The sequence below is a fragment of the Roseovarius gaetbuli genome (assembly GCF_900172365.1).
Classification (GTDB): Bacteria; Pseudomonadota; Alphaproteobacteria; order Rhodobacterales; family Rhodobacteraceae; genus Roseovarius; species Roseovarius gaetbuli.
In genome coordinates this window covers 68359-76187 of the sequence record NZ_FWFJ01000016.1, presented here as the reverse complement: position 1 = coordinate 76187, position 7829 = coordinate 68359, and the positions used below count along the sequence as shown (strand labels likewise).

The window sequence follows — 7829 nt, the reverse complement described above, 5'->3', positions numbered from 1 at the left end:
TCGCCATGCGCTGACCGCTGACCAGACCTTCCGCGATGCAGCGCGCGACGGTCCCCTCGAACAGATGGCGCAGCAGTTCGCTGTCGCGAAACCGACCATGCCGGTTTTTTGAAAACGTCGAGTGATCAGGCACGCGGCCACTCAGATCAAGACGGCAGAACCAGCGATACGCGAGGTTCAGATGCACCTCCTCACACAGGCGGCGTTCGGACCGGATGCCAAGGCAGTAGCCCACCAAAAGCATGCGGATCAGTAACTCTGGATCGATGGAAGGACGGCCCGTGTGGCTATAAAACTCAACCAGATACTGGCGGATGCCGCTCAGATCGACAAACCGGTCAATCGAACGAAGCAAGTGATTTTGCGGGATGTGATCCTCCAGCGAGAACTCATAAAACAGCGCCGCCTGTGCTTCCTGCCTCGGTCCCAACATGGCAAAATCCCCCGATCAATATGGGAATTGAATCAGTGATGCACGCCTCGATCAAGGAAGAGTTTTTCAACAAAATAAGCCCTTTGTGCCAGCCGTCGGCTAAGACGTGGCATAGTGAACGTGATCTACCCTCGGCGTGGTATACAAAGGCAAGTATTTCTGAAAGCGAGCTTCCGCAACCACCATTGATTTCGGAACCGCTTAATCAAAGTCACTTTTTACCATGCTCCAGCAAGACCCAGCCGTGCAGGTCCTCAAACTTATTCCCCGTTTTCCGCAGATGGGTATATCGCTGCAGAGACTGCCAGTTGCGGTGGCCAGACACTGCTGCAGCCTGCGGTATGGTCTTTCCCATCTCGAACCGCCGAGAGACCGCTTCATGGCGGAGATCATGAAATGCAGATCCTCAATCTCGAGGAATTTGCAGGCACGGGTAAACCGGGTGCTGACCGCATCCAAATTACAGGGGAAAATCCTGCCCTTACGATGTGGCTGAAGGTTCATTGCGCGCAGCTCATCACAGGGGATGTCACTGATAGAAAAGTCGTCACGGATTTTGCGCAACACCTGGCCCTTGGTGCGACCGATGTCGCCACCTGTGGATTTCAGGTCGTCATCAATGACGTCACCAACTGATCCTGATTTTCGGTGCGCAGCGTCAAGGCCACCAGGTGTCGCAAGTTCCTTTTCCCGACGTTTCAGCCAGGCTTTAGCTGTCGTCGACCGATCAAAGCTTGACGACTCTTGGTGGACGATCCGTCCCTTCGACTTTATAATGGTCTATTCGCGATAGCTGACTGTTCCATCCTTGAGTTTACGTTCGACGATTGAGCCCATTTCAGTAGTCCTCAACAAGAATTTGGTGATCCTGTGGGCTACTGATGAGGATGTATAGGTCAAACTATGCCAAAATAGCACCAAATACGTCCCAGTGAGATGCTCTATATATGTCTGATTTATCAATACAAAAAGGGTTTTTCGACGCAAGCCGCCTCAGCGTTGCGCCGATGATGGATTGGACCGACCGTCATTGCCGGTATTTGCATCGGCAATTGTCGGGGCGGGCGTTGCTTTATACCGAGATGGTGACGGCGCCGGCTTTGGTGCGGGGGAATGCGCTCCATTTGCTCGATCACGCGCCCGAGGAGCATCCTGTTGCGTTGCAGCTTGGCGGATCGGATCCAAAGGAACTGGCGCAGGCGGCGCGGCTTGGGTTTGAGGCAGGCTACGACGAGATCAATCTCAATGTAGGCTGCCCAAGCGACCGGGTGCAATCGGGCACCTTCGGGGCGGTGTTGATGAAGAGCCCCGGCCTTGTGGCCGAGTGCTGCGCCGCGATGATCGCCGCGCAACCGCTTGAAGTAACGGTGAAATGCCGGATCGGGGTCGATGATCAGGAGCCGCAGGAGGTGTTGCCCGAGTTTCTGGCGCGGGTGGCCAGCGCCGGGGTGGGGCGCTTTAGCATCCATGCGCGCAAGGCCTGGCTTCAGGGGCTGAGCCCCAAGGAGAACCGCGATATCCCGCCGCTGGACTATGAGTTGGTTCAACAGATGCGCGGGCTGTTTCCGGCGCTGCACCTGTCGGTCAATGGCGGGATTACCACGCTGGATCAGGTCGAGGCCTTTCTTGACGCGGGGCTTGACGGGGTGATGGTGGGGCGCGCGGCCTATCATCAGCCCACGGATATCCTGGCGGCGGCCGACCGGCGCATCTTTGGCACGACTGGCCCGGATGCTACCGCCGAGGGCGCGGTGCGCGCCATGCTGCCCTATATCGAGGCGCATCTTGTGGCGGGCGGCCGGTTGAACCAGATCACCCGGCATATGCTTGGGCTTTTTGCCGGGCGCCCCGGTGCGCGGGTATGGCGGCGCATGTTGTCGGAGGGCGCGCATCGCCCCGGTGCGGGGCCGAGGTTGCTCGAACAGGCCCTGGTGGAAATCGAACTGGCGTCACGGGTCGCGTCGGTGTAGGCCGCGCCTATCCTGACTGCGGAGCGCAATGATGTCTGTCCCCATGCCCGATACGAGCCTTTTGGTGCAAATGACGCTGATGCTGATGGCGACCGGCGGCTTTGCCGGTGTGCTTGCCGGGGCCCTTGGCGTGGGGGGCGGCATCGTTCTAGTGCCCTCGTTCTTTTATGTTTTCACCACGCTCGGCTATGGCGGGCCACAGCTTATGCAGGTCTGTCTTGCGACCTCGCTGGCCACAATTATCGTGACTTCGCTGCGCTCGGTTCTGAGCCATCACAAGAGGGGCGCGGTGGATTGGCATATCCTGAGGGGCTGGACCCCGGGCATCGCCATAGGGGCGCTCGCCGGGGTGAGTGTCGCGGCCAATCTCAGCTCGACGTTCCTGCAGGCGCTGTTCGGCGGCCTTGGTGTTTTCATTGGGCTCTACCTTGGCTTTGGGCGGGCCACGTGGCGGTTGGGGTCTGAGATGCCGAAAGGCGTGAAGCGGGCGATCCTCTCGCCGATCTTGGGGTTTTTGTCGGTGCTCATGGGCATCGGCGGCGGCAGCTTCGGCGTGCCGATGATGACCCTCTACAACAGCCCGATTCACCGGGCCGTGGCGACAGCGGCCGGCTTTGGCATGGCGATCGCGGTGCCCTCGGTGATCGGGTTCCTGTTTCTCGATGTGGCCGCCGACAACCGCCCGCCCTTTACGGTGGGGGCGGTCAATCTGGTGGCGTTCGGCGTGGTGATCGCGATGACGCTGATCACGGCGCCTTTGGGGGTAAAGCTTGCGCATGCGATGGATGGCAAGCTTCTAAAGCGGGTCTTCGCGGTCTTCCTGACGCTGGTGGCGCTCAACATGCTGCGCAAGGCGCTTGGCCTGTGAAGGCGTTGTTCGATAAGGGCTGGGCGGTCTTTGCACCGGACCAGGGCGTGCTGAGCTGGGCGGCCTCGGCGCGGGTGGCGGCCCTGGCGCGGATCAGCGACCCCGAGGAGGCGGCCAAAAGCCAGCAATGCGAGGGGACGTGGTTTGTCGGGGTGGATTGCCTGAGGAATGACGCGACCGGTGCGGTGGCGCAAAGCGGTCCCTTGACGGTCGTGGGGTACGGCGTGGTGCGCGCGCTCTACGGGGCCTTGCCGCTCCATCGCGCGCAGGTGTCGGTGATCTATCCCGGCTATCCCCGGCCACGGGCGGGCGAAAGCGAGGCGGCGTTCCGGTTTCGCCTCACGCGCGACGCGGCGCATGTGGACGGGCTTTTGGCGATTGGTCCCGAGCGCCGCCGGATGCTGCGCGAGCGCCACGCCTATATCCTTGGGGTGTCACTCACCGATTGCGCGCCCGAGGCAAGCCCGCTTGTGGTCTGGGAGGGCAGCCATCACATCATGCGCCGCGCCTTTGAGCGGGCGCTCGGCGGGGTGGCGCCACAGGATTGGGGCGAGGTGGACCTGACCGAGACCTATCAGGCCACACGGCGCGAGGTGTTTGAAACCTGCACGCGCGTGACCTTGCCGGTGCCGCTTGGCGGGGTGTCCCTGGTGCACCGGCTGGCTTTGCACGGTGTGGCACCTTGGGGACAGGGCGCCGATGCCCCGCCTGAGGGGCGCATGATTGCCTATTTCCGTCCTGAATTCGAGGATTTGAAACAGCCCTCTTGGCTCTCGCAACCCTAAGATTTTTCGTCGAAAAATCTTATCCCAAAGACCTCACCCTTGTGACAAGCGCGCCGCACGTCCACCGCGGCGTTTGCGCAGCATCGATTGGCGGTCGGGCAGGGCGGTCATGATCTCGCGCCGCTCTTCGGGGGGCATCTTCGACCAGCGGGTGATTTCGTCGATTGTGCGCAAACAGCCGGTGCAAATCCGCGCCTCGGGATGCACCACGCAGACCTTGACGCAGGGCGAGTCGACCTCATTGCGTTTCCACGGGGTTTCATCGGTCATAGGGCGGCCCTCACATGTCGCAAACGATCCAATACTCCCTGAAGGATATAGGCCGCGGCGACATTGTCGATCACCTGCTTGCGACGCTTTCGGGTCGCATCCGCCTCCAAGAGCGCCCTTTCGGCGGCCACGGTCGACAAGCGCTCGTCCCAAAAGCCAATAGGCAGCGGTGTCAGCCGTTCCAGATTGCGCGCGAAAGCACGGGTTGACTGGCATCGCGGGCCTTCGGAACCGTCCATATTGCGCGGCAGGCCAAGGATGATCCCGCCCACTTCGCGGCTTGCGGTGATCTCAAGCAGGCGCGCGGCATCAAGGCCGAACTTCTTGCGCTGAACCGTTTCATGCGGGCTGGCCACCGACAAGAGCCGGTCCGAGATCGCCACACCGATGGTCTTTTCGCCAAGGTCCAGCCCGATGATCGGCTTTCCCTTTGGCAGCGCGGCGCCAAGCTCTTGAATGTCCTCGATAATCATTCGGCAATCCCGGCATTGGCAGCAGCGGCGCGCAGGGTGTCAAGCATCGCCGGGTTGGCCGCAAACACCACCTGCGCCTCGGCCCAGACCTGCTTGGCCTTGTCGGCATCGCCAAGCACGCCGTAAGCGTTGATAAGGCGCGCCCATTCCTCGGCGGTCCCGCCGGTTGTCGACAACCGCTCGGCCAGCCCGGCCACCATGCCCCGGATCATGTCCTGACGGCCCTCGGCGCTCATCCCGGCAGCGTTCTCCATGTCCTCGCTTGTAGGTCCACGCAGGTCGCCGACGGGGGGCAGGGTGTATTTCACCCCGGCGCGCGCCGCCAATTCCTCGAGCTGGGCACGGATCGGCGCGACCCAGGGCGCGTCGGGGGTGCTTTCCTCAAGCAGCGCTTGCCAGGTGCGAAACGCGCCATCGGGGCGATCCACCTGAAGAAGGTATAGACCAAGATAGAACCGTGCACTGGGTTCGCGCGGATCAAGCCGGAGCGCCTCTCGCAGGGCGGTTTCGGCCTCGGCCGAGACATAGCCGACGGCGGCATTGATCATCAGATCGGCCAGCATCGCCTGATCGGCAGCACTGGCCGCGTCGCCCTTGAGCGCGATAAGCTGTTGCTGGGCACGGCGCGCGGCGGCCATATTGCCAAGCGCCGCCTCGCTGCGCACCAGGAATTGCAGGCCCTGCTGATCCTCGGGGCGTTCCTTCACGGTTTTGCGAAGCTGTTCGATGAGCGCAAGGTAATCCTGGCTCGTACCGTCAGGTATGCTCTCTTCGACGGGGCCAAGGCGGGCCTCTGCCGCGTCCTGCGACAGGCGCTCGGCGCGGGCCGCATCGGATGCAGCAATCCGCTTGGCAATCGGCAGGTCGTCATAGCCCGGCGCGCCGACCTGTCGATAGATCAGCAAACCGCCCCCCGCGATCACCGCGACGATAAGACCCGCCGCAAGACGTCCGGCAAGGCGCGGCTGGCCGCCATCCTCGCCGCCCGCGCGTAATTGCGCATCCGCCGCCAGAACCCGGCGCGACACCTCAGAGCGCAGGCGCTGCGCCTCGTCCGCGCCAATCACGCCGCGCGCAAGGTCACGATCAACCTCCTTGAGTTGATCGCGGTAGACCTGAAGGTCATAGGCCGCAGGCGGCGCATCCCCGACACGCCCGCGCAACAGCGTCAGCGCCAGAACCGCCCCGATCGCAATGGCCAATGCCGCGACAATGATCCAGAAACCCATGGTTTTCCCCCTCTTGTGCGTCCCATGTAACGTCGCTGGCGCGCGGAAAAAAGGGCCAAGTCGTCACGCCCCCGTCACCAGACGGCGCCCAGGTGTCGCAATGTCGCAATTAGCGTGCAAATCGCCGCCCAGAGTATCCTTTCAAAGCCCGGCGCGGCGCATTACGGTCTGAGCTGCAGCATCGCCTGCGAATCCACTAGACCTGAGGCCGCGCATGAAACGTTATTCCGCCTTTGCCATCGCCCGCGAAGCCCTTCGGCACCACACCGGATGGGAACGGGCCTGGTCCTCGCCCGAGCCGAAAAAGAAATACGATGTCATCATCATCGGGGCCGGCGGTCATGGCCTGGCCACGGCCTATTACCTTGGCAAGAACTTTGGCATCACCAATGTGGCGGTGCTTGAAAAGGGCTGGCTTGGCGGCGGCAATACCGGGCGCAACACCACGATCATCCGCTCGAATTACCTTCAGGACCCTTCGGCGGCGATCTATGAAAAGTCGCGCTCGCTCTATGAAACGCTGAGCCAGGACTTGAACTATAACATCATGTATTCGCCGCGTGGCGTGATCATGCTGGCGCAGACCGAACACGAGGTACGCGGCTATCAGCGCACGGCGCATGCCAACGCCCTGCAAGGGGTCACGACCGAGTTCATCTCGCCCGCCCGCGTCAAGGAGATCGTGCCGATCATCAATCTCGACGGCCCTCGCTATCCGGTGCTCGGCGGCCTCTGGCAGGCGCGCGGTGGCACGGCGCGCCACGATGCGGTGGCCTGGGGCTATGCGCGGGCCTGCTCTGACATGGGCATGCACATCCTGCAAAAATGCGAAGTCACCGGCATCACCCGCGGCGGCGCCAAGGTCACCGGCGTCAGCACCAATCGCGGCGATATCGCCTGTGACAAGCTTGGCGTCGTGGTGGCGGGCCATTCGGGTCATTTGGCCGATATGGCCGGCTTCCGCCTGCCGATTGAATCCGTCGCGCTTCAGGCGCTTGTCTCTGAGCCGATCAAGCCCTGCATGGATTGCGTCGTGATGGCCAACACCGTGCATGGCTACATGTCGCAATCCGACAAGGGCGAAATGGTCATCGGTGGTGGCACCGACGGCTATAACAACTTCACCCAACGCGGCTCGTTCCACCATATCGAGGAAACCGTGCGCGCCCTGATCGAGACCTTCCCGATGGTCAGCCGCCTCAAGATGCTGCGCCAATGGGGCGGCATTGTCGACGTCACCGGCGACCGCTCGCCAATCCTCGGCAAGACGCCAGTCGATGGCATGTTCATCAACTGTGGCTGGGGCACCGGCGGCTTCAAGGCGATCCCCGGCTCGGGCTGGGGCTTTGCCGAACTGATTGCCAAGGGCCACTCGCCCCTGACCGACGCCTTCGGCCTTGATCGCTTCCACCAGGGCCGCTTTATCGATGAATCCGTCGCCGCCGGCGTCGCGCACTAAGGAGGGAAACCCATGCTGATCCTAGAATGCCCCTGCTGCGGCGTGCGCGGCGAAGAAACCGAATTTCACGGCGGTGGCGAGGCGCACCTCAAGCGCTTCGGCCCCGGCTCGACCGATGATGAGTTCCACACCTACCTGTTTTCAAAGGAAAACCCCAAGGGTGTGCACTTTGAACGCTGGCGCCATAACAATGGCTGCGGCAAGTGGTTCCTCGCGGCTCGCGATACCATGACACTCGAGGTCTTCGGCACCTATTCCGCCCAGACCCTTGAGCCGCCAAAACACATCCGCGATGCGATCACCGCCAAACGCCCCGGCTGGACATGGAGAGACTTCTCATGA

General features: G+C 62.2%; 10 protein-coding genes. 6 read left to right on the top strand and 4 right to left on the bottom strand.

The window, feature by feature from the left end; all coding sequences use genetic code 11:
• Window positions 1–433: transposase (locus ROG8370_RS09880; RefSeq protein WP_139838099.1), on the bottom strand; the 433-nt coding region annotated here is incomplete at its 3' end.
• Between the two features lie 396 nt (window positions 434–829).
• Between ROG8370_RS09880 and ROG8370_RS20550 the strand changes: the two genes are divergently transcribed.
• The 4 genes from ROG8370_RS20550 (at window position 830) to ROG8370_RS09860 (ending at window position 4056) form a co-directional block, all read left to right on the top strand.
• Entirely contained in the window at window positions 830–1069 is a 240-nt protein-coding gene (locus tag ROG8370_RS20550; RefSeq protein WP_170925217.1) for a hypothetical protein, read from the top strand.
• 311 nt (window positions 1070–1380) lie between these two features.
• The gene (gene dusA, locus ROG8370_RS09870) at window positions 1381–2403 is read left to right on the top strand and encodes a tRNA dihydrouridine(20/20a) synthase DusA (RefSeq protein ID WP_085826911.1); all 1023 of its coding nucleotides are present in this window, start codon (window positions 1381–1383) and stop codon (window positions 2401–2403) included.
• A 43-nt stretch (window positions 2404–2446) separates the two neighbouring features.
• On the top strand, window positions 2447–3271 hold the full coding sequence (locus ROG8370_RS09865) for a sulfite exporter TauE/SafE family protein (RefSeq protein WP_085826910.1): 825 nt from the start codon (window positions 2447–2449) through the stop codon (window positions 3269–3271).
• A complete protein-coding gene (locus ROG8370_RS09860; protein WP_085826909.1) occupies window positions 3268–4056 on the top strand; it encodes a phytanoyl-CoA dioxygenase family protein in 789 nt (262 codons plus the stop codon). The genes ROG8370_RS09865 and ROG8370_RS09860 overlap by 4 nt, the downstream gene beginning before the upstream one ends.
• Before the next feature lie 33 nt (window positions 4057–4089).
• On the opposite strand, the gene ROG8370_RS09855 is transcribed toward ROG8370_RS09860, so the two are convergent.
• Genes ROG8370_RS09855 through ccmI form a run of 3 tightly spaced genes read right to left on the bottom strand, consistent with a single transcriptional unit; the run spans window position 4090 to window position 6028 of the window.
• A complete protein-coding gene (locus tag ROG8370_RS09855) occupies window positions 4090–4326 on the bottom strand; it encodes a DUF1289 domain-containing protein (protein WP_085826908.1) in 237 nt (78 codons plus the stop codon).
• The gene (gene ruvX / locus ROG8370_RS09850; protein ID WP_085826907.1) at window positions 4323–4799 is read right to left on the bottom strand and encodes a Holliday junction resolvase RuvX; all 477 of its coding nucleotides are present in this window, start codon (window positions 4797–4799) and stop codon (window positions 4323–4325) included. Before ruvX ends, ROG8370_RS09855 begins: the two co-directional genes overlap by 4 nt.
• The gene (gene ccmI, locus ROG8370_RS09845) at window positions 4796–6028 is read right to left on the bottom strand and encodes a c-type cytochrome biogenesis protein CcmI (RefSeq protein WP_085826906.1); all 1233 of its coding nucleotides are present in this window, start codon (window positions 6026–6028) and stop codon (window positions 4796–4798) included. The genes ruvX and ccmI overlap by 4 nt, the downstream gene beginning before the upstream one ends.
• A 214-nt stretch (window positions 6029–6242) precedes the next feature.
• Between ccmI and ROG8370_RS09840 the strand changes: the two genes are divergently transcribed.
• Together ROG8370_RS09840 and ROG8370_RS09835 are read left to right on the top strand one after the other, a co-directional pair.
• Complete coding sequence (locus tag ROG8370_RS09840; RefSeq protein ID WP_085826905.1) at window positions 6243–7487, top strand: sarcosine oxidase subunit beta family protein; 1245 nt, start codon at window positions 6243–6245, stop codon at window positions 7485–7487.
• Window positions 7488–7499: 12 nt separating this feature from the next.
• Window positions 7500–7829 (top strand): sarcosine oxidase subunit delta, encoded by a 330-nt coding sequence (locus ROG8370_RS09835; RefSeq protein WP_073199014.1) that lies wholly within the window; start codon window positions 7500–7502, stop codon window positions 7827–7829.

Coding starts and splice junctions, on each gene's coding strand:
- ROG8370_RS09855 (WP_085826908.1), bottom strand. CDS start 4,326: ATGACCGATGAAACCCCGTGGAAACGCAATGAGGTCGACTCGCCCTGC.
- ROG8370_RS09835 (WP_073199014.1), top strand. CDS start 7,500: ATGCTGATCCTAGAATGCCCCTGCTGCGGCGTGCGCGGCGAAGAAACC.
- dusA (WP_085826911.1), top strand. CDS start 1,381: ATGTCTGATTTATCAATACAAAAAGGGTTTTTCGACGCAAGCCGCCTC.
- ruvX (WP_085826907.1), bottom strand. CDS start 4,799: ATGATTATCGAGGACATTCAAGAGCTTGGCGCCGCGCTGCCAAAGGGA.
- ROG8370_RS20550 (WP_170925217.1), top strand. CDS start 830: ATGCAGATCCTCAATCTCGAGGAATTTGCAGGCACGGGTAAACCGGGT.
- ccmI (WP_085826906.1), bottom strand. CDS start 6,028: ATGGGTTTCTGGATCATTGTCGCGGCATTGGCCATTGCGATCGGGGCG.
- ROG8370_RS09840 (WP_085826905.1), top strand. CDS start 6,243: ATGAAACGTTATTCCGCCTTTGCCATCGCCCGCGAAGCCCTTCGGCAC.
- ROG8370_RS09865 (WP_085826910.1), top strand. CDS start 2,447: ATGCCCGATACGAGCCTTTTGGTGCAAATGACGCTGATGCTGATGGCG.